Here is a 16,872-nt window from a genome sequence, read left to right as displayed (position 1 = left end):
GGTCTCCTCACACGAACGTGTTGGTCACGAGCGCCCGACCGGGGCTCGACAGGACGATCGTTGATGTCGCACCGTCGGGTGCCGCCCACAGCGGGCCGCGGCCGACGTCTGGCATCCACACGTCATTGCGGGTGACCCTGCCCGTGCGGAGGTCCACGCGATGGGTGCCGCCCGGCGTTGCCCCGGTGATGTTGTAGACACCGGCCGGTGTCTGGATCGCGTACGAGGCCGGAGCGGCCGGGACCTCGATGACGGGGAACGCCAGGAAGTTCCCGTCGTGGGAAACATCGATCGACGTCGCAAGGCCCGACTCGGGGAACCTCTTCACGTCGCCGTACTTGCGCGGGTCGGCGGCGACGAGCTGCGCCTGAAACGCGGCAACCCGCCACGGCCCGTGCCGGCGGCCCGTGTCGTCGGCCTCGGCGAGGAGCCGGCGCGCGGTCGCGGTGAGATCTTGTTCCTGATGCTCAACCGACAGCGCGAACCTGTCTCCCGATGCACCCCACCCCGTCAGCGACTGGGAGAGGTTCCGCAGTTCCGGGATCGTCCGGGCGATCACCCACCCGTCGATCGTGATCACCCGCGCCGGCAGCTTGACCGGCACATCGAACTCGCCATGCGCGAGGGCCCGGGCGAGGGCCTCCCGGCGTCCAGCCGGAAGACCCTCCCACCCTTGCCACCCATCCCGCTTGACGAACAACCCGGTGGGCCGCTCGAGCGTCGGCGTCCCCCGGATCTCCCGGCCGAGCCCCTGAATGGTGAGGGCATTCCGAATCATCAGATACCCGCCCTCCTCGCGACAGCCGACAGCCTCTGCCCTGTCGCCTCGATCGCGATCTCGGGATCCATGTGCTCGAAGTGGTTGTTCTGCACGAACCCCGGCGTGCCGGCGACCGCGGGCCCGCCGCTGCCATCGTCCGGTCCGCCACCCGGACGGGTGGGCGGATCGTCGACTGCAGCGGAGAACGTGGCGGTCACGGCACCCATCGCACCCTGGGCTTTCTTCGACGCGGCCTTGGCCATGTCCACGAGCGAGCTCGCGTACGTGGGGGCCTCGTCGTCGACACCAGCGGCCGCACCGCGGACCACCCACTTCGACTCGGAGCGCATCAGCTTGGACGGTGACGCGATCCCGAAGAAGTCCTTGAACCCCTGGAAGGCGCCGCCGGCCAGCTCGACGACAGCATCGATGAGCGCCTGGCCCATGGACCCGATGCCGTTGATGATGCCCATCACGATCTGCGTGCCGAGGTCGAGCCAGTCGACTGCGACGAGGCCATCCCAGATCGCCGAGACGATCTGAGGCAGCATCTCGATGATCTTCGGGATCGCGCCGACCAGACCGGTGATCAGCGACACGACGAGCTGGATGCCCGCCTCGACCAGCTGAGGCAGCATCGTGATCAGGCCGACCACGAGCTGCAGCACCAGGTTGATCGCCGCGGTGATCAGATCCGGCAGCGCCGCGATCAGTCCGGTGACCAGCGACAGCAGCAGTTGGATGCCGGCATCGATGATCATCGGCAGGTTCTCGATGATCGCCTGAAGCAGACCCATCACCAGGCCGAGAGCTGCGGTGAGCAGCTGCGGCAGCGCGGTGATGATGCCCTGCACCAGCGCCAGTAGCAGCTTGATGCCGCCCTGGATGATCATCGGCAACGCGGCGACGATTGCGGTCAGAAGGCCGGTCACGAGCTGCAGCGCCGCGGTGATGAGCAACGGGATCGCGGTCACGATTCCACTGATCAGCGCCGTCACCAGCTGGATCGCACCATCGATGATCATCGGCAGGGCGCCGACGATCCCCGTGATCAAACCCTGCACGAGCGCGAGCGCCCCCGCGGCGAGCGCCGGGATGGCAGTGACCAGCCTTTGCACGAGCGCGCCGACGAGCTGGATCGCGCCCTGGATGATCATCGGCAAGGCGCCGACGATCGCGGTGATGAGCCCTTGGACGAGTGCCACGGCGCCGGTGATGATCAGCGGCAGCGCGGTCACGAGCCCCTGGATGAGGACCGTGATGATCTGTGCGCCGGCCGAGAGCAGCAGCGGCAGCTGCGCGAGGATCGACGTAACCAGTAGGGGGACGAAGGCCGCGACCTGTGTGACGAGCCCGGGGAGGGCAGCGACGACCTGGTTGATGATCCCGGTGAGGCCGGTCACCAGCCCGGTCGCATCCGCGCCGGAGAGCGCGAACCCGGCGATGACCGCGGCTGCGATACCGAGCGGGCCGGTCAGGGCAGCGAGCGGGCCGAGGAGTCCGCTGAACGCGCCGCCCAGCAGTGGGATCTTCGAGACGAGCCCGATGATGCCGCCGCCGGACATGGCGAGGAACCCGGCGCCGACGGTGGCGAGCACCGGGTTCAGCGACCCGAACAGCTGCTTGATGCCCTCGACGCCCGGCGACACGGCGGCGAGCTTCGCGCCGAGTGCCGCGATCGGCTCGTTCAGCTTCGACAGCCACCCGCGTGCGGCCTGCACCGCCGGGGTCACGATGGTCGTGAACGCGGTGGCGAGGCCGGTGAGGATCGGGAGGAAGGTCGACCCGATGATCACGGCGAGGCCTTGGAAGGTGGCACCCAGGGTGCGGGATGCACCGCGGAACGCGCCGAACTTCTGCTGCTGCACCGTGTCGAGGACGAGCCCGAGACCTGCAGCCTTGCCTGTGAGCTCGGCGATGCCGGCCGCGCCCTTGTTCAGGAACGGGAGCATCTGCACGCCGGACTTGCCGAACAGCTTCACCGCGAGCGCGGTCTTCTCGGTGCCGTTCTCCATGCCGGCGAACTTGTTCGCGACATCGGGCAGGAGGTCGGTCATCTCGCGGACGTTGCCGTTGGCGTCCGTGATGCTGAAGCCGAGCTTGTCGCTGAGCTCGGCCGCGGTCTCCTCGGAGGCGGCCGCGGTCTCGAGGTTCGCTGAGAACCGGGTGAGGGAGATGGTCGCGTTGTCGACGTCCATGCCCGACAGCTGCATGGCGCCGCGGAGGCCGGAGACCTCCTCGACGGATCCGCCGATGACGCGCTGCAGCCCCGACACCGCGCCCTGCAGGGATGAGAACGCGGACACACCGGTCTTGATCGCCGCGACGGCGGATCCGACGAGCGCGGCCGCGCCGATGGAGGCGGAGGAGAGTCCGGAGCGGAGGGCGTTGCTGGTGGCCTGGCCAGCGCGTGACGCCGCCGAGGTGACGGCGGTGAACGCTGAGCTGGTGATCGACCCGAGCCGGCCGAGGCCGGAGCGGAGGCCCTCGGCGATGCGAGCACCGGCTGGGCCGGCGAGGCCGCTGATCTTGGTGAACAGCGACGACACCTGCGAGGTGACCGGCGACAGCCACGAGGAGACCCGCGAGCCAAGGCGCACGAACGGCGTCGCCAGGGTGGTGCCGGCCGCGGAGGCGAGTCGCCCGATCGGTGCGAGCGCGGTGGCTACGTTCGAGCGGATGCCGCCGAGGAACCGGGACGACGTCGACCAGGCGGCCGCGAGCTTCCCGCCGACCATCGTGGCCATCGACGTGAACGACGTCGACACCTGTGACGCGGTGAGGCGCGCAAGACGGCCCAGGTGGGTGAGGCCGGAGACGTCGGACACGGCCCGCAGCACCCCGCCGATGGACGCGGCAACACCACTGAACGCCGAGCGTGCGGCCGCGGAGTTCGTGGCGCCCAGCCGGAGGTTCGCGAGGAACCCGCGGAGGCCGCTCGAGGCGGCGACCGCGGACACCTGCACAGCGGTCTGCGCCGTGTGGAGCGAGAGCTGTGCCGCCTGGAGCCGCAGAGTGGAGGCCGTGACCGCGTCCGTCGACACACCCTGGATGCGGCGTGCCGAGGCGAGACGCTCCTCCGCGGCGACGGCCAGGGCCGAGCCCTCCCCCGACTTCGCGACCGCCTCCGCGAGGCGGGTCTCGGCGACGCGCACCTTTCCTGCGTCGTCCTGCTGCTTCAGCCTGGACTTCGCCAGCGCGGCCGACGCGGCGCCGACCTCGCTGGTGAGCTTGCGCATCTCGTTCGCGCCGAGGTCCCCGGCCGTAGCGGAAAGCGCCGACTGGAGCCCCTTACCGAGGCTCCGGCCGGCGCGAGTCCCGGCGCCGGAGAAGCTGCCCTCGAACGACTTCGCGCCCGCCGCGCCAGCCGACTGCGTCTCCTTCGAGACCGTCGACTTGAACCCCTTCATCTGGGGGACGATGCTGACGTGCGCGGAGCCGACCTCTGCGGACATGCGCACCTCCAGGGCTATTCGAAGACGAAGTCGGCGTCGAGCTCAGCGTTGGCCGCCGCGACCTCCGCGGCCGACGCGGCCGGGGCGCCGGCCTTCCGGCCGGGTAGCTCGAGCGCCCATGGCATCACGCGCTTGGCGACCTTCGGGTCGCCGATCTGCGCCATCAGCGACAGCAGCTCGATCATGCTGGCCTGATAGGCCCACCCGGAGAGCTCCGCGCCGAGCGGGGTGCCGCCGTCGACGGCGGCGTCCTCGAGGAGGATCTTCGCTTCCCCCCAGGAGAGGGCGTCGCCCAGGTCCGAGAGCCCCACGCCCGACATCCGGAGCGTGCGCGCGGCCGCGCCTTTGTGGTCTCGGATGAGCTGGGCGACGTCGACTATTCCGGGAGTGACGCCTTCGCGATGCGCTCGAAGACGGCGAAGAACTTGCTCGACATCACGACGGTCTCGGCGAGGTCGTGGCGGCTGAACTGCTTCGCCGCCTCCTCGCCGGCGAGGGTGGTGAGGAGCGCCTTGAACTGGTCGACGGGGTCGCCGCTGGACAGGGCGTCGACTTCGTCGAGACTGATCGACAGCGGCATCTTCACGATGATGCCGTCGGGGAATCGGCCGACGAAGTTCTTCTCGACGATGATGTACGGGATCTCGGGCGCGAGGGCGGCGATCGCCTTGGTCTCGGCTTCCGGCGTCCAGCCGTCGAAGTCGTAGACGACCTCGTTGGGCTCGGGCAGCGGCGCGGTCTCTGCGGCGGGGGTGGTCGGGGTGGTTGTGGCGCGTGCGGCCATGGTGAATCTCTCCTATCGGGGTTCTCGGGTTCGGGTGGTGGGACTGGCCGGGGTGACCCGATAGCACCCCGGCCAGTCGTTGAGAAGCGGCTACGCGACCGCCACGGCGGGGGTGGTGCCGCCGGTGAGCGAGTGCGAGGCCGCGAGGATGGCCGCGGTCGGGAGCGTCACCGCGATCGGGCTGGTACCCGAGGAGGTGATGCCCGAGATGCCGGTCACGCCCGACAGCCCGTTCAGGGCCGCGGTCACGGCCGCGGCGTTCGCGTCGAACGCGAGCGGCGGCGTGGCCACCCCGTTCAGCGTCAGGGTGAACGTGCCGCCCGTCGGGGAACCCGAGACCGTCACGGCCCAGCTGGTCTTCGCCGTGGCCGCGGTCGGGGCGATGAGCCACTCGCGGTAGAAGCCGCCGACGGTCTCGTCCCAGATCCACTCGAAGGTGGTCGCGCGGCCCTGGGCCTCGCCTCGGGTCTCCTGATCGGCCTCCACCGCGGAGATGCGAGCGAGGCCGTTGCGGACGCGGGTGGCCTTGTTCTTGTACTTCGTGACCACCAGCAGCGGGAACGCGTTGTCCGGGGTGAGACCGGTGATCACGATCATGCCGTTCGCATCCGGGGTCTTCCCGGTGATCAGCCGGCGCACGGTGGCGTCGAACTGGGCCAGATTGATCTGGATGTTGGGCTGGTCGTCGCCGGCGAGCTTGTAGCCCTGCTGGAAGAACTCGATGGGGTCGCCCGCGTCGCCACCTTCCTGCGGGCCGCCGTCGACCTTGAACAGGCCGACCTTCACGTACCCGGACGGCGCGCTGATCGGCAGAGTGCCGCCCGCCTGGGGGGTGAGGTACGTGGGCCCTCCGGTGAGCTGGACGGCTGCGAACCCGGTGATCGGGACGCCGACCGCGCCAATGTCGTTGCCTTCGGCGTCTGCCGACATAGTCTCCTCCTTCAAAGAGAAGAGCCACCCCGCGGTGGGGTGGCTCAGGTTGGGTTGGCGCCGGCGATCAGTCGCCGACGACGGTGTACTCGGCGGTCAGATACCGTCGAGCCACATTCAGGGATTCCTGCACGGCGTAGGGACCGTTGCATCCGTCCCACTCGACCGCGGCGATCGGGCTGCCCTCGACGAGGGCGATCGCGTCATCGAAGAGCAGGCCCGCGAGCCAACGCCCGAGGTCGCTGGCCGGCTTACCGTTCCGGGTGGTGCCCGCGAGGACGGAGACGCCGACCGAGCGATCGAAGGTGGTCCAGTCGAGGCGGTTGCCGGAGTCGTCACGGATGACCACGAGCGGCTTCCCGAGAGGCAGACCGAGGTCCGCCGGCTCGGTGTTCGCGACGGTCACCGCGATCTGCGCGGCCGCGGCGCGGGTGCGCACGAACTCGGTGAGCCACAGCTCGAGGTCCGGAGGGGTGACCCTCACTTCTTGGCCGCCTTCAGGGCGCGGGCGAGGTTGCCAGTCTTCGCCTCGATGAGGAGTGTCTTGGCGTCGTCGCCGACAACGCGGACGACCTTGCGGAACTTCGCCTCCTTCACTTCGATGTGAAGGCCACGCTTGTAATCGCCGTCATCCACGGGCGCGTTCTGGCGCGCGATCTCAAGCGCCTTCTCGGCCGACTCCCGCGAGAGCGCCTCCACCTCAGCGGTCTTCAGGATCTGGTCGAAGTAGAAGTCGTTGAACTGCACAACGGTCTGTCCCTTGCGAGGCATGAGCACTCCTCTCCATCAGCCGACGTAGCGGGTGAGCGGGATCTCTCGCGGCGGGGTCCACCCGGTGAAAGGGTTCGAGTCCGCGGCCGGTGGGATGCCGTCGATGGTGTAGACCAGATCGCCGTCGCGGATGCGGTCGCCCTTCTGGATGTCGACCGTTCCTTCGCAGAACAGCGACTTCGACTCGGCGGCCTGCTCTCGGGTGGCGGTCTTCAGCAGCGAGGTCGAGGTCTGAGCGATGAACGCACCGGGGATCGGCAGCGGCTCTTCGGGATTGGCCCAGTCCTCGCGGACCTCGGCGTCGGGGTTGTAGGGGTCGGGCATCAGGCCGGCCCGCTCACGGGTGACCGTGCGGCCGTGCGGGAAGATCATGCTCACGAGTAGGTCTCCGGCCACAGGTTCGCCAAGGGACGCTCGGTGGGGAACGATCCGACCGAGCCGGGCGCGGGCGCGGCGGAGCACAGTGCACGGAGCGCCCGGGTGGGCTGCCCCGCGAATGCATCGACGATGTCTCGGTACTCGACGCGCGCGGAGCCGATGCCTTGGCCCTTCACGAACAGCGAGCCGCGGCCAGCGAGCGCGAGGTAGACGCGCCGCACGATGGCGAGCGCGTTCTTGTAGTCCTCGGTGTCCTCGACGAAGGAGCCGAGGCAGGGGGCGATGTCGCGAGCCACGATGAGCACCTCGCGGGCGAGGTCTTCGTCGTTGCCGAGCTTGTCGTGGGTGATCACGTCACCGCCCCCTCTCGTTGTTACTTCGCGGTGGTGCGAGCGGCCGCGGCCTTCGCGGGCGGCGCCTGGGCACCAGCTGCAGCAGCCTTGTCGGCGGCCTCGCGGGCCTCCGCATCGGCCTGCTCGCGTTCGGCCAGCACCTTCGCGACGCCGGCTTCGATACCGGCGTCGATCTTCGCCTGCAGCTCGGCCTCGGCGGCGGCGACCTCGGCGGCGTCCCGCTCGGCGAGCAGTGCGGCCTCCTCCGCCTCGAACTCCTCCGTGGAGGGCAGCTCGGCGATCAACCCACGGCGCTGAAGGCGCTTGAGCTGCTCCTTGACGACGCCCTCGGGCACGACGTCGCCGCGGCGCAGGAACTGCGCGATGCGGTTCCCGCCGGCCGAGCCGATGGACACCTTCACCGCTGCTGCGGTCACGATGTGCTGGTGCATCACGGGGCCTCCGTTCCGGTGAGGTAGAACCCGGCGAGCGGGTTCGTGACGATCGGCACGTGAACGTTGCGTGCCTGCAGCCGGGTCTTGTCGGCCTTCGGCTCGCGGATCGTTGCGATCTCGACGCCGGTGTCGCCGCCGATGGCGCGGTACTCCGGCGAGGGGATCTGCTCGCGAGCGATGCCGCCGAGGCGACGTCGATCGAGGAACAGCGGATCCTCGATGTCGTCGCCGTCGTCGGGCAGCCAGGTCAGGCCACCGATCGACGGGAAGCCGTCGGTGAGGGCCTGAGAGCTGTCCTTCGGCAGGATCTCCATCAGCTCGGGGATGACCTCGGCGTAGAGCTCGCCGGGCAGGATAACGGTGTCGACGTCGTAGCCCAGCTTCTGCTTCCGCACGCGCGCCTTCACGCGCAGCGCATCCTTGTAGACCTGCTTGCCGGTCGTCCAGAAGCCGCCAGCCGCGACGGTGTTCGTGATCGACGAGGCGATCGCGCCGAGCGCAGCGTCGTTGGCCGAGAACACGAGCTCGGTCTGCAGGAAAGTGAACGCGTCGTCGATGGGCTGGCGCAGCAGTCGGCCCACCTGCTCGTCGGTCACCTCGGTGGCGAGACCCTCCTTCATCGCGGAGTAGAACTCGTACTCCTCCGCCGACATGGGGGTGAGCTTGTACTCGGCCCCGGGGTTCACGATCTCCGCGCCGCGCTGGGCGCGGATGACCTCGTTGATGGGGACGCCGATGGCGCCGCCCGTGATGGTGTAGCGGCCCTGCAGCAGGAACAGTCCGAGGAACTGCTGTGCCTGCAGGATCTCCGCGAATCGCCGCGCGATGAGCGTGGGCGACTTGAGGAACGCGACCAGGTCGGCTGCCGAGACGTCGGCGAGCTGACTGGGGGTCAGCGGGTAGGTCTGCATCGTGGTCTCCTTTCTAGAGCTGGATGGCGCGGACGAGTCCGCCGTCGGCGACGGAGGTGAGGGCGAGGAAGATGGCCGCGCCGGAGGCGAGCGTACGAACGCTGCCGGTGGCGGCGGCCTCGAGCTTCTGGCCGCGGGTGATCGCACCGGTGGCCTTCAGCTCGTGGATCGGCTTGCCGATCTCGATGGTCACCTTGTCGCCGACCTTCGCGTCGTGGCCGACGACGCCGACGTACTTCGCGGAGGCGGCTGCGGCGGGGGCGACCGACATGTCGGCGGTGCCGACCTCGGCGAGCTGGCCGGCGAGGACGGCGGTGGTCACGTTGAACGTGACGGTGTCGCCCGGGCGGAACAGGGGCAGGTAGCTCTTCGGCATGGTTTAGGCCTCCTTCTTCTCGGAGCCGTATACCGCGCCGTACAGCGCGTCGTCGGCGCTGGTGAGGCTGTCGGACACGCCGACCTCGGTGGTCGGCACGGCGGTGTTGGCGGGCATCCCGGCGAGGATGGTCTTGATGCCGTCCTCGTCCTTGTCGAGCTGGGCTCGCCAGCCATCCTTCGACGCAGCCGTGATGCGGCCGTCCTTCAGGGCGGCGGAAATGATGCCGTCGCGACGATTGCTCTCCTGCTCGCGGCGAGCCTGGGCGCCGAGGGCGGCGTTGTCGCGCAGCTCGGCGAGAGCGGCGGCGTCCATGACGACGGCACCCTCGGGGAGCGTGGCGGTGGCGGCGGGTGCCGCCGGGTCGGACTGCTCTTCGAGTGCCTCGTCGAGCGCTGCGAGCAGCGTCTCGTCCGAAGCAGCGGCGTCGGTTACGCCGAGCCGCTCGCGAAGGCCAGCCGTCAGATCGCTGTAAGCCACAGCGTTCTCCTTTCGGTTGGGGTCACCCGGCTCGGACGAGCTCGGGAGCTTGGGTGCAGCTTTCGCCGCAGTGGGGAGGCGCCGGGCGCCGGCCGCGAACCGGATGACGCGTGCGGCGGCGATGTCCTCCGGTTCCTCGTCGTCGGGCACGACAAGCAGGTCTTCGTCGTCTTCGTCTCCGACGGTCGCGGTCTCGCCCGCATCCGGGATGACAGCGACACGGTCCGCGAGGCCCTCGGCGACTGCCTCGGCTCCGGTGAGCCAGGTCTCCGCCTCGAGCAGCGCGGCCCAGTCCTTCTCGCCTGCCTTGGCCGAGTAGACCTCGGCGAGCGACCGGTCAAGGCCCTCGAGCACCGCGGCCTCCTTGCGCATGTCGGCGGCGTTGCCCCAGACGATGGTCGAGGTGCAGTGGATCATCATCTGCGTGCCGGGCGACATCACCGTGTCGTCGGCGCCGGCCGCGATCACGGACGCGGCCGATGCGGCGAGGCCGTCGACGACGGCGGTGACCTTCGCCTTGTGGGCGCGGAGGAGGTTCATGATCGAGATGCCCTCGAACACGTATCCGCCGGGCGAGTAGATGCGCAGGATGATCTGCGTCACCGACTCGGGGAGCGCGTCGAGCACCCCGCCGACGTCCTTCGCTGAGATGCCCCAGTAGCCACCCCAGGAATCGATCGGCCCGTACAGGCGGATCGTCGCGATCTCGGGACTATCGCCGACGGGCGGCGGGGCGACGACGGCGTCGAAGAATTCGCGCTTCGTCTTCGGCAGGTCGCGGCTTCCCCAGAATCGGTTCGGCCACGTCTCGGTGCGGGTCATGCGGCCTCCTCGGCGCTCGTAGATGTTGATCGAGGTCTCGCCGTGGCGATGTCCTTCACGGGGAACCCGAACTTGTCGCGCACGTACACCTCGAACGGCTCGTCGGGGACAATGGCGCCGGACTCGATGAGGGCCTTGATGGCCTCGGCGGTGACGGGCTGCTGCTCGCCGATCGCGGCCGGCACGATGCGCGGCGCTGGCTCTGTCGGGCCCCAGTTGTAGTCGACGAGGTCTTCGATGACGTGCTGGTTCGTGACGTCGGCGATGTGCTGCGCGACGGCGTTCAGCGAGTCGGTGAAGAAGTTCGCGAACGTCGAGCCGAGCGCCCACGACCCGGTCTCGGTGCCGAGGTTCAGGAAGTGCGCGAGCACCGCGCGAGCGATCTGCTCGTCGTAGTACCGGATCGGCTTGTCGGTATCGGGCAGATCTCCGACGACACCCTGGAAGAGCAGGGTCGACCCGTGAGCGAGGGCGGCTCCTGCGGCATCGCCTGCGCGCACCTTCGTGGCGATCTCGAGGCCGCGCGCGATCTCCTTGTCCATGAGGTCTTTGGCCTCTTCGAACGTGGCGCCCTCGGGCGGGGCCGCGGCGGTGAACACGGGCAAGCCGAGGCCGTTGCGCTCGGCCGTCAGCGCCTGGATGCGGAGCACCCGGTCCTTCAGCACCCACATCTTGTAGGCCGACCGCAGCAGCGATTCACCGAGCCAGTTCGCGCCTTCGCGCTCGTTCACGTAGGCCACGAGCTGCTTGACGCCGATGAGCGGCTTCACGCCGTGCTGGTGGATGCCTTCGAGGCCGCCATCGCGTGCCACCTTGATCTCGCTGATCGTGCGCGGCGGTCGCCATGCGAGCTTCGCGAGGTGGGTGCTGCCACTGCTCTGGTCGTAGACCTGCTCGAAGAACGAGTGTCCGTACGGCAGGCACAACAGGGCGAGTCGCAGGTGCTCTTTCCAAGAGAAGCGGCCCTTCGTTCGAAGCGGCGCCATGAATGACTGGCCCTTGACCGGAAGCCCCAGATCGGCGGCGACATGCGCGATCACCGCGGGTCGGCACCCGGAACCGTCGATCGCCCACTCGGCGCGGAGGATGGGCAGCGTGACCGCACGCAGCACGGACTTGATCTGCGGGTCTTCACGACGCATCCGGTCGAACACGTTCAGCGACTGCGGCCACAGCAGCTCGGGGTTCGTCTCGTGCATGGCCTCGAGCAGAGCGCCCCACCCGAGGAGCCCGGCGTCGGTCTGATATCCGATCTCGGCCATAGCGCCTCCTGGTCTAGAACCCCAGCGTCCTGAGGTCGGGTTCGTTGTCGGCGACGTGGCCGCGCGTGAGCAGTGCCGCCTCAGGGGGCGGTGGGGACTTCTTCGTCGGGGTGGCTTCGGACTTGAGCACGCCCCATAGCGCCCACATGACGACCTGCGCCATCGTGATCGGCTTCGTCGGGTCCGACTGGTCCCACGTAACGCCCGCGCGCCCCAGCGGGCGCGTGGTGGCGAACTGGAGGGATTTCGTGACCTCGTCCTGCGGGCGGTGCGGCACGAGGCCAGCGTTCGACCACTCGACGAACTGGGCGTGCGCCGCGGCGACGTCGTCCATGTTCATCGGCAGCCACTTGATGCCGGCGGCCGCGAGCGAGGACAGGACCGGCGCAGCGTTCTTCGTGTCGAGCACGAGGAGCGCGTTCCCGAGCTCTGCTTTCAGCGCCTTCAGGTCGGCGGCGAGCCAGCGGGTGCCGCGATCGGTCTTGTGGTGCTCGACCGCGATGGAGTCGGAGTCGACTCGCACGGCCTTGCCGATGGTGGCGTAGCCGGCGCCGCGGCCGAGCGCGAGCGACAGCACGACACCGTCGCCCGCGACCCCAGCGTCCTCGCGGGCGTGCCGCGTCCACACCTCGAGGTCGAACTCCGACAGCTTCGCGGCGATGGCCGGGCGGCGGTTCGGCCAGATGTTCAGCCGCAGCCTGCGCACCGATTCCGGCGACAGCCGCGAGATCTCGTCCTCGATCGTCTCCCGGGTGAGGCCCGGACGGTAGCCGAGGCCCGGGTTCCCATAGGGCCAGTTGGCCTCGTCTCGGATGTCGATCTTGTCGGCGATGTCGGGATCCTCGGACCCGGGCGGGCTGAACTCCATCCACCCGGTGCGCGGGTCCGACCCGGAGCGGCCGCGGTCGCGGACGCCCTCCCACACCTCGGAGTCGTTGAGCTCGTCGGGCACGGTGCCGGTGTAGATGATCTGCGTGTTGTCGACGGCCGACATCGTGGGCAGCAGCGCATCGAGCGCGGCCTGCGCCATCTGCTGCGCCTCGTCGACTATCAGCACGTCGGTCGTGAAGCCGACGCCCGAGTTCGCGGAACGCGCCAGGTACAGCAGGCGGTTCCCGTTCGCGAGCTCGAACCCTTCCTCGCCGTGCGCGGTCGAGATGCGGGTCACCTCGCCCATCAGGATCGCCGACGACTGGATCACGCGCCGCAGTCGCAGGAACGCCTCGCGGGCGGTCTTGAACTGGTGCGCCGTGTGCACGATCGTCTTCGGCTCACCGTCCGGCTTCGGCCACAGGTAGAGGTGCGCCATCGTGGCCGGCGACAGCACGTCGCCCTTGCCGTTCTGGCGGGCCACCAGCTCGCCGTGCTCCGTGCACACCCAGCGGCCAAAGGCGTCGATCGAGAAGATGGAGTCGAGCGACAGCTCCTGCCACGGGTCGCTCTTCTTCCCGGCCAGATACCAGAGGTCGAGCGCTTCCTCGCCGAGCGAGCCCGCGCGCTCCGGGAGCCTATGAAGCCGCGGTCGCTGCGAGCCTACGAGCACGGACTTCGGCGAGCTGGTCTGCAAGCGTGACCCCCTTCACCTGGCCGTTGCCCTGCAGCTCGGCGATCTCCCGGATGATCTCCCGCTGCTCCCGCTGCTGCAGATACGCGCGCGCCGGATCGGTCTTCATCAGTGCCTTCACGAGCGTCCGCGAGTCCTCGAGCATCTCCTTCAGCACCTCGACTCGCGACACATGACCGTCGGCGGTGGTCGGAGTCGGCGTGGGAGGTGCCGGCGGGGTCTCGTCGGCAGGCGGCTTCTTCGCAGCCGCCCGGGCCGCGCGAGCAGGCGCCGACGTCGACCGCCCACCGTCGTGCTCCTTCTGCGCAGCCCGACAGGCCGCATCGACCTTCTCGCCGTGCTTCAGGTGCCGCCGGTACGCCCCGTACGTGCCGCAGGCCGCTCTGGGTGGTGGCATCGTGCACCTCCATCGCGCGTCATCGGGCATCGAGCGTCACGCACGATCGTGCGCGGGGAGAAACGCGCCAGGACCGCGCGGGAGGTGGGCAGCGGTTTGGGGTTGCTGGATTTTTCTCAGGTCTGGGGGCGGTGTCGGGTGCCGAAGGCGAGCATGGGCACGGTCTGTCCGGCGAGGTGGTGGCTGCTGTCTGTGAGGTACTCGATGCGTCCGTCTCGGATGAAGGCGTGGCACACTCCGTCTGGGTGCCCTGCACCACTCCCCTGACGAGGACTGAGCCCTCCACCGTGGGGCTTACTCATCGGCTGCGCCCGAGTCGCCGGCCCCGCCGCTGGGCCCGCGTGTGGGTGGTGAGGGGAAGCGCGAGACGGGCACCGCGTGGCTGGCCGTGAGCCCGCAGGCGTTGCACCATGGTGGCTTACCGTCTCTGTGCTGCACGGGGCGGTGGTGGTGGGCGCTGGGCTCGTGGAAGAGCTGGGCTTCGATGTCGTCGGCCGCCTGACGCAGCGCGTCGGCCATCGAACGCTTCGTCGCGTCGCCGGCATAGTCACCGCCGACATGGACGGTCAGCTCGAACTCGGCGGTGCCCAGCGGTTCGCTTGATCCCTCGGCGCTGATCACGATTGAGGCGGGCACCTTCACAGTGCCGATGACTGCAGCCATGGTGATCTCCTCTGTCTACGACGCGGCCCAGATCTCGACGGGCGCGTGGTCGCCCTTCCTGCTGTTGCAGGTCAGGTGCATCGGCACGAGCTGCTGGCCAACGAGGCGGCCGCCATTCCCGAGCGCCTGCGGGTGGTCGGCGGTGAACGACATGCGCTCGCCGGCCGGAATGGTGGTGTCGATGGGCTGGCCGCATCCCTCGCCGGTGGGTGAGCCGTACCCGCAGGGCAGGTTCTCGGCCGCGGTGCGACGCTTCAGGGCGGCCTGGGCGCGGCGGTAGGCGCGGTGACCCTTGCCGTCCCGGACGCTTCGACTTCCCATAGCCCTATCTCCTGGTCTTCACCTGTCGCTATGATTCGGCCATGTCTGACCTGAACGCCGAATATGACCCGACCGAGATGATCAACGATGCTGTCGACCAGATCAACGCGGCGAACGCCGATACGACGACACCAATCCCCGGTTCGCAGTATCAGCACGTGCAGGCGCAGTCGGCTCTGCTCGCTGTGCTCGCCACCGAGATCCACGCGATCCGTCTGCTGCTCGAGAAGGACCGCTCGTGAGCGGCTTCCCGGACTTCGGCAAGATGGGGGACGACATCATCTACGAAGCGCTGGCCGAGGCAGTTGCTGAAGAGATCCGCGCCGACGGCGGCGATACGGCGGACGGTGTGACTCTCGATCTGACGACCGACGATCCCGGCTTCCGGGTCGACAATGAGCGCGTCCGACGTCGCGCCAACCAGATTCTCTCTGGCCGCAGGTAGGTGCCGCTCCGGCCACCGTGCGGCGTGCGAGGCGGGCTGGGCGGGGTACACGGCTGGGCAGATGCCCCATATGCTGGCTGGACGAATGGGGGGTCGATGACGACGTCGTTGAGGGCACTGCCCGACGGGCCGAAGGGTCGCGTCCCGGAAGTGCGCGTCGCACACAAGTTCCTCCGCGGTGCGCACGGAAGCGTTGTTGGGTTGTTCGAATCAGTCGCGGCATTGAACGACGCCCGTCGGGCAGCAACTGGTGTGAACGGCGGTCGAATGGCGACGCACGAGGTCGACATCGTCCGTGCCGCGATCGCTTTCACGTCGAGCGGATTGGACGCGTCGATGCAACGACTTGTCTGGGACGCCGGGCGTTATCTGATCCCCCGAGCCGGGACTGGGGCTCGCGCGCAGTACGAGTCGTTTATCCGTCAGGAGTTGGTGAGCTCGGACAAGGTGGGCGCTGATCTGATCAAAGCGATCATTGCGTCCGACCCCAGGGAGGAACTGATCACCTACTACCTTCGTCAGCGGACAAAGGCCAGCTACCAGGGAAGCGGCGACCTGGACACGCGTGTTCGAGGTGCTCTGGGGTTGCCCGGTGCCGGGCTTCCCCCGGCCCGGTTCAAAGCGCTCGATCCGTTCTTCACCGTCCGCAACAGCGTTGTCCACAAGATGGACTACCAGGATGTCGAAGCCGCGCGCGGTCGAGCTCGACACCACCGGCCGGTCGAGGATGCCGCGGCAATGTGCGACCTGGCCTTCGCCGTCGCGTCAGACTTGATTCACTCGGCCGCGACGGTGATCGTCACATCTCGATGATGAAGCCGGGCGGCCGCAACTCTCCCAGAATGCGGCCGCCCGTGACGAGTTCGCATCCCCTCAGATGCCAGGTTGTCAGCCCTGTATCGCCACCGGAAGAGACGGTGGCGGGTCCGTGATGCACGACACCCGCCGAGAGTCGGTGACTCGAATCGGTGGGTGCAGAAGTGCTTACCTTGTAGTGAAACTGTAAAGAACCGTGGGTGTCAAACGGATTTCCTGAATTGGGTGGATCTCTTCGCGCGGATGCGTTCGCGGAGTGCGGTGAGCAGGTCGTCGTGGGCGATGTAGCGGCGGCCTCCGACGAGTCGGTAGGGCATTCCGTGGCGCATCCAGGAGTAGATAGATTGCCGCGAGCGGCGCACGCGACGCGACGCGCTCCGGATGTCGTAGAGCTCGCGGTCCTCCATTGCAATCAGTCGACGTCCAGCGGGAGCAGAAGGATCTTGCTGCATTGAACGCCATCCTGCTTCCAAAGGAGGGTCGCCGAACGCTCAGCGGTGAATGGAATGTGGACGGTGAACGCTTCTTTTCGACCGACTGGCATCTCATCCCAAAACAGGCGGCTTCGCGCGCTGAGCTGTGGTCCTTCGAGCGATATCCATACGTCTTGAACCGCCATGGGGCCCAGATTCTCGATGCCATAGTTGATCACACCGCCCTGTCGCCTACCCATGGTGTCCACATAGTTCTTGGCCGTGACGTTCGCGAGGACAAAGGTCACCGCCAACGTCGCAAGAACCGATGGAGTAACTGGCGCCGGCGGCGAGTAGTGCTTACGGAGACGCCGATCAATGCGGCCGGGTATTGATCGAGCGAACCCAATGATCTTTCGGCCGAAGATTGAGGCGACGACCACGCCGCCGACGAGGATGAACAGGCTGATCCACCCGGCCGGGTCCTCCTGAAACTCTCTCGCGTACCAGCTCCAGAGCCCGTCCCAAATATTCACT

At 68.4% G+C, this 16,872-nt stretch carries 23 protein-coding genes; 3 read left to right on the top strand and 20 right to left on the bottom strand.

The features are described from left to right. Positions 1-7 precede the first annotated feature (7 nt). From Q0D75_RS12120 to Q0D75_RS12035, 18 genes are all read right to left on the bottom strand, one after another. Complete coding sequence (locus Q0D75_RS12120; RefSeq protein WP_291053735.1) at positions 8-778, bottom strand: hypothetical protein; 771 nt, start codon at positions 776-778, stop codon at positions 8-10. Further along, positions 778-4,215: a phage tail tape measure protein gene (locus Q0D75_RS12115; RefSeq protein ID WP_291053733.1), complete on the bottom strand. Its 3,438-nt coding sequence runs from the start codon at positions 4,213-4,215 to the stop codon at positions 778-780. The genes Q0D75_RS12120 and Q0D75_RS12115 overlap by 1 nt, the downstream gene beginning before the upstream one ends. Positions 4,216-4,229: 14 nt before the next feature. Continuing rightward, positions 4,230-4,526: a hypothetical protein gene (locus tag Q0D75_RS12110; protein ID WP_291053731.1), complete on the bottom strand. Its 297-nt coding sequence runs from the start codon at positions 4,524-4,526 to the stop codon at positions 4,230-4,232. Positions 4,527-4,591: 65 nt separating this feature from the next. Continuing rightward, the gene (locus Q0D75_RS12105) at positions 4,592-4,999 is read right to left on the bottom strand and encodes a hypothetical protein (protein ID WP_291053729.1); all 408 of its coding nucleotides are present in this window, start codon (positions 4,997-4,999) and stop codon (positions 4,592-4,594) included. 90 nt (positions 5,000-5,089) lie between these two features. Next, positions 5,090-5,929 (bottom strand): hypothetical protein, encoded by an 840-nt coding sequence (locus Q0D75_RS12100; RefSeq protein ID WP_291053727.1) that lies wholly within the window; start codon positions 5,927-5,929, stop codon positions 5,090-5,092. Positions 5,930-5,996: 67 nt separating this feature from the next. Beyond that, a complete protein-coding gene (locus tag Q0D75_RS12095) occupies positions 5,997-6,413 on the bottom strand; it encodes a hypothetical protein (protein WP_291053725.1) in 417 nt (138 codons plus the stop codon). After that, positions 6,410-6,700 carry an HK97 gp10 family phage protein gene (locus Q0D75_RS12090; RefSeq protein WP_291053723.1) on the bottom strand — a complete coding sequence of 97 codons (291 nt, stop codon included), beginning with the start codon at positions 6,698-6,700 and terminating at the stop codon, positions 6,410-6,412. The genes Q0D75_RS12095 and Q0D75_RS12090 overlap by 4 nt, the downstream gene beginning before the upstream one ends. A gap of 15 nt (positions 6,701-6,715) precedes the next feature. After that, positions 6,716-7,078 (bottom strand): hypothetical protein, encoded by a 363-nt coding sequence (locus Q0D75_RS12085; protein WP_291053721.1) that lies wholly within the window; start codon positions 7,076-7,078, stop codon positions 6,716-6,718. Then, positions 7,075-7,431: a hypothetical protein gene (locus Q0D75_RS12080; RefSeq protein ID WP_291053719.1), complete on the bottom strand. Its 357-nt coding sequence runs from the start codon at positions 7,429-7,431 to the stop codon at positions 7,075-7,077. The genes Q0D75_RS12085 and Q0D75_RS12080 overlap by 4 nt, the downstream gene beginning before the upstream one ends. 20 nt (positions 7,432-7,451) lie before the next feature. Further along, on the bottom strand, positions 7,452-7,865 hold the full coding sequence (locus Q0D75_RS12075) for a hypothetical protein (protein WP_291053717.1): 414 nt from the start codon (positions 7,863-7,865) through the stop codon (positions 7,452-7,454). After that, on the bottom strand, positions 7,862-8,776 hold the full coding sequence (locus Q0D75_RS12070) for a hypothetical protein (RefSeq protein WP_291053715.1): 915 nt from the start codon (positions 8,774-8,776) through the stop codon (positions 7,862-7,864). Before Q0D75_RS12070 ends, Q0D75_RS12075 begins: the two co-directional genes overlap by 4 nt. A 13-nt stretch (positions 8,777-8,789) precedes the next feature. Beyond that, the gene (locus Q0D75_RS12065; RefSeq protein WP_291053712.1) at positions 8,790-9,152 is read right to left on the bottom strand and encodes a capsid cement protein; all 363 of its coding nucleotides are present in this window, start codon (positions 9,150-9,152) and stop codon (positions 8,790-8,792) included. A gap of 3 nt (positions 9,153-9,155) precedes the next feature. Next, entirely contained in the window at positions 9,156-10,454 is a 1,299-nt protein-coding gene (locus Q0D75_RS12060) for a head maturation protease, ClpP-related (RefSeq protein WP_291053710.1), read from the bottom strand. Continuing rightward, positions 10,451-11,716: a DUF935 family protein gene (locus Q0D75_RS12055; protein WP_291053709.1), complete on the bottom strand. Its 1,266-nt coding sequence runs from the start codon at positions 11,714-11,716 to the stop codon at positions 10,451-10,453. The genes Q0D75_RS12060 and Q0D75_RS12055 overlap by 4 nt, the downstream gene beginning before the upstream one ends. Positions 11,717-11,729: 13 nt before the next feature. Beyond that, positions 11,730-13,283, bottom strand: coding sequence for a hypothetical protein (locus Q0D75_RS12050; protein ID WP_291053707.1), 1,554 nt, complete (start codon positions 13,281-13,283; stop codon positions 11,730-11,732). Beyond that, positions 13,225-13,677 (bottom strand): hypothetical protein, encoded by a 453-nt coding sequence (locus tag Q0D75_RS12045; RefSeq protein WP_291053705.1) that lies wholly within the window; start codon positions 13,675-13,677, stop codon positions 13,225-13,227. The genes Q0D75_RS12050 and Q0D75_RS12045 overlap by 59 nt, the downstream gene beginning before the upstream one ends. 294 nt (positions 13,678-13,971) lie before the next feature. Beyond that, positions 13,972-14,340, bottom strand: coding sequence for a hypothetical protein (locus Q0D75_RS12040; RefSeq protein ID WP_291053703.1), 369 nt, complete (start codon positions 14,338-14,340; stop codon positions 13,972-13,974). A gap of 15 nt (positions 14,341-14,355) precedes the next feature. Next, entirely contained in the window at positions 14,356-14,661 is a 306-nt protein-coding gene (locus tag Q0D75_RS12035) for a hypothetical protein (RefSeq protein WP_291053701.1), read from the bottom strand. 41 nt (positions 14,662-14,702) lie between these two features. Here Q0D75_RS12035 and Q0D75_RS12030 point away from each other — a divergent pair, with 41 nt between their 5' ends. From Q0D75_RS12030 to Q0D75_RS12020, 3 genes are all read left to right on the top strand, one after another. Further along, positions 14,703-14,903, top strand: coding sequence for a hypothetical protein (locus tag Q0D75_RS12030; RefSeq protein ID WP_291053699.1), 201 nt, complete (start codon positions 14,703-14,705; stop codon positions 14,901-14,903). Then, positions 14,900-15,106: a hypothetical protein gene (locus tag Q0D75_RS12025; RefSeq protein WP_291053697.1), complete on the top strand. Its 207-nt coding sequence runs from the start codon at positions 14,900-14,902 to the stop codon at positions 15,104-15,106. Before Q0D75_RS12030 ends, Q0D75_RS12025 begins: the two co-directional genes overlap by 4 nt. Before the next feature lie 96 nt (positions 15,107-15,202). Beyond that, positions 15,203-15,919, top strand: coding sequence for a hypothetical protein (locus Q0D75_RS12020; protein WP_291053695.1), 717 nt, complete (start codon positions 15,203-15,205; stop codon positions 15,917-15,919). A 206-nt stretch (positions 15,920-16,125) separates the two neighbouring features. On the opposite strand, the gene Q0D75_RS12015 is transcribed toward Q0D75_RS12020, so the two are convergent. Together Q0D75_RS12015 and Q0D75_RS12010 are read right to left on the bottom strand one after the other, a co-directional pair. Beyond that, positions 16,126-16,329, bottom strand: a complete 204-nt coding sequence (locus Q0D75_RS12015) for a hypothetical protein (protein ID WP_291053693.1) — start codon at positions 16,327-16,329, stop codon at positions 16,126-16,128. A gap of 5 nt (positions 16,330-16,334) precedes the next feature. Beyond that, positions 16,335-16,871: a hypothetical protein gene (locus tag Q0D75_RS12010; RefSeq protein ID WP_291053691.1), complete on the bottom strand. Its 537-nt coding sequence runs from the start codon at positions 16,869-16,871 to the stop codon at positions 16,335-16,337. Between the last annotated feature and the right edge of the window lies 1 nt (position 16,872).

Source organism: Herbiconiux sp., assembly GCF_023264855.1.
GTDB lineage: Bacteria > Actinomycetota > Actinomycetes > Actinomycetales > Microbacteriaceae > Herbiconiux.
Note: the sequence above shows the minus strand (reverse complement) of the source record. Positions and strands in the feature narration are given on the sequence as shown.

What these genes read in the sequence shown, in the direction of transcription:
- Q0D75_RS12105 (WP_291053729.1), bottom strand. Translation starts at nt 4,999, where the DNA reads ATGGCCGCACGCGCCACAACCACCCCGACCACCCCCGCCGCAGAGACC.
- Q0D75_RS12115 (WP_291053733.1), bottom strand. Translation starts at nt 4,215, where the DNA reads ATGTCCGCAGAGGTCGGCTCCGCGCACGTCAGCATCGTCCCCCAGATG.
- Q0D75_RS12070 (WP_291053715.1), bottom strand. Translation starts at nt 8,776, where the DNA reads ATGCAGACCTACCCGCTGACCCCCAGTCAGCTCGCCGACGTCTCGGCA.
- Q0D75_RS12060 (WP_291053710.1), bottom strand. Translation starts at nt 10,454, where the DNA reads ATGACCCGCACCGAGACGTGGCCGAACCGATTCTGGGGAAGCCGCGAC.
- Q0D75_RS12040 (WP_291053703.1), bottom strand. Translation starts at nt 14,340, where the DNA reads ATGGCTGCAGTCATCGGCACTGTGAAGGTGCCCGCCTCAATCGTGATC.
- Q0D75_RS12090 (WP_291053723.1), bottom strand. Translation starts at nt 6,700, where the DNA reads ATGCCTCGCAAGGGACAGACCGTTGTGCAGTTCAACGACTTCTACTTC.
- Q0D75_RS12035 (WP_291053701.1), bottom strand. Translation starts at nt 14,661, where the DNA reads ATGGGAAGTCGAAGCGTCCGGGACGGCAAGGGTCACCGCGCCTACCGC.
- Q0D75_RS12030 (WP_291053699.1), top strand. Translation starts at nt 14,703, where the DNA reads ATGTCTGACCTGAACGCCGAATATGACCCGACCGAGATGATCAACGAT.
- Q0D75_RS12015 (WP_291053693.1), bottom strand. Translation starts at nt 16,329, where the DNA reads ATGGAGGACCGCGAGCTCTACGACATCCGGAGCGCGTCGCGTCGCGTG.
- Q0D75_RS12065 (WP_291053712.1), bottom strand. Translation starts at nt 9,152, where the DNA reads ATGCCGAAGAGCTACCTGCCCCTGTTCCGCCCGGGCGACACCGTCACG.
- Q0D75_RS12045 (WP_291053705.1), bottom strand. Translation starts at nt 13,677, where the DNA reads ATGCCACCACCCAGAGCGGCCTGCGGCACGTACGGGGCGTACCGGCGG.
- Q0D75_RS12020 (WP_291053695.1), top strand. Translation starts at nt 15,203, where the DNA reads ATGACGACGTCGTTGAGGGCACTGCCCGACGGGCCGAAGGGTCGCGTC.
- Q0D75_RS12120 (WP_291053735.1), bottom strand. Translation starts at nt 778, where the DNA reads ATGATTCGGAATGCCCTCACCATTCAGGGGCTCGGCCGGGAGATCCGG.
- Q0D75_RS12055 (WP_291053709.1), bottom strand. Translation starts at nt 11,716, where the DNA reads ATGGCCGAGATCGGATATCAGACCGACGCCGGGCTCCTCGGGTGGGGC.
- Q0D75_RS12100 (WP_291053727.1), bottom strand. Translation starts at nt 5,929, where the DNA reads ATGTCGGCAGACGCCGAAGGCAACGACATTGGCGCGGTCGGCGTCCCG.